Source organism: Psittacicella gerlachiana, from assembly GCF_003585965.1.
GTDB classification, from domain to species: domain Bacteria; phylum Pseudomonadota; class Gammaproteobacteria; order Enterobacterales; family Psittacicellaceae; genus Psittacicella; species Psittacicella gerlachiana.
The window spans coordinates 1-1,819 of sequence record NZ_NRJF01000250.1 but is presented as its reverse complement, the minus strand read 5'-3'; the positions used below and the strand labels follow the sequence as shown (position 1 = coordinate 1,819).

At 29.7% G+C, this 1,819-nt stretch carries 2 protein-coding genes; both read left to right on the top strand.

Features of this window, described 5'->3' with window-relative positions; all coding sequences use genetic code 11:
• On the top strand, positions 1 to 229 hold a 229-nt coding region (locus tag CKF59_RS07960; protein WP_222985698.1), incomplete at its 5' end, for a hypothetical protein.
• A 50-nt stretch (positions 230 to 279) separates the two neighbouring features.
• Positions 280 to 1,251 (top strand): adenine-specific methyltransferase EcoRI family protein, encoded by a 972-nt coding sequence (locus CKF59_RS07240; protein ID WP_119535260.1) that lies wholly within the window; start codon positions 280 to 282, stop codon positions 1,249 to 1,251.
• Positions 1,252 to 1,819 lie beyond the last annotated feature (568 nt).

Below are 1,819 nucleotides of genomic sequence, written 5' to 3'. Positions count from 1 at the left end.
AACTAGATTTCCTCTTAAGACTCAGGTAAAAAGAGGAATGATATACAATATTAGACCAAGTACAAATTTTAAATACAGAGAGACTCCTACTTTTTCTGATAAATATTCCTTTATTAAAGCTATATATGAGACTTTATTACTCTACAAAGGTGAAGTTTTCGCAAATGAATGGATGGAAGAATTTAAACTAAACTATAAAATATACTATAGTAAAGATTTTTATTTATAAAACATAGTGAGATGTATTTTGTAGGATATCTTAAATCAATTTAATAGAAAATGAAAACTAACTTTTTAAGTAAAGCCAAGAAGAACAAAAACGATGAGTTTTATACTCAACTCATAGATATCGAAAGTGAATTACAACACTACACAAGCAACTTTAAAGACAAAATAGTCTTTTGCAATTGTGATGATCCCCTTACGAGTAACTTCTATAAGTACTTTGCACTCAACTTTAAACGCTTAGGCTTAAAGAAACTAATCTCTGCTTGCTATGTAAATGTAGAGAAAACTACTTATGATCTTGAAGCTACTTCACCAGCTCGTGGATATTACTATGAATACACAGGAGGCAATGAAGAGTTATTTCCAAGTATTCATGAAGTAACCTACTTTAATGAGGATGGAGATTTTCGGAGTGCTGAAAGTATAACTCTTTTAGAGCAAGCGGATATTATTGTTACTAATCCTCCCTTTTCTCTCTTTAGAGAGTTTATTGAGCTTGTAATTACCCATAATAAGCAGTTTTTGGTTATAGGTAATATCAATGCTATTACCTACAAAGATATCTTTGCTTTAATCAAAGAAAATAAAGCTTGGTTAGGAATTAATCTAGGCAGAGGGATTTCAGGTTTTATTGTTCCTGAACATTATGAGCTTTACGGTACAGAAACCAAAATCAATGAACATGGCGAACGTATCGTAGCTTCTAATAACTGTTTATGGTTAACCAATCTAGATAACTTCAAACGTCATAAAGATATAGAACTCGTAAAAACCTATCAGGGTAACGAAAACAACTACCCAAAATACGATAATTATGAGGGGATTAACGTTAATAAAACCCAAGATATCCCAAAAGATTACCTTGGAGCTATGGGCGTTCCTATAACTTTCCTCCATAAATTTAATCCTGAGCAATTTGAGATTATTAAGTTTAGGAAAGGAGATGATGGTAAAGATCTCTCTATCAATGGTAAATGTCCTTACTTTAGAATCTTAATGATAAATAAACGCTTACAAAAATAACCAAAAACCCTAAAGAATCCATAGAGTTTTTGGTTATTTTGTTATGCTCTTGGTATTTTTTTATAAATCTTTTCCGATTTCCAGAGCGATAAATTGTAAGACATCAATTACTACAGAGTTACCAAATTGCTTATAAGCTTGAGTAGCTTATCTTGAATTTCAATCATAATCTTAACTTTGTATTTGGTTTGAGATTAATATAGCACAAGAGCTATATAATCTAAATTCTATTCAAAGAGCTTAAGATATTATTGATCGTTACTTTTATGAGTTTACAAGTTAGGAGATTAAAGTCATAATCAATTATGATTAAGCATTTTTAATCTAAAAGTAAAAAGATAAGAAATAAAACTATCCATAAGTAAATTATAAGACTGGTAATTGGTTTAATAACGAAATAAATTCAACTATAAGCCTTGTTAAATGGCAGATAAGAAAGAATGAAAGAATGAAAGAATAGAAGAATAAAGGGATGAAAAAGTAGAAGAGTTTATAAGGAAAGTCAATTAACTCTATAAGCAATTGCCTAGAGAAAAAATTTAGACACAAAAAAAAAGAACCGCATTGC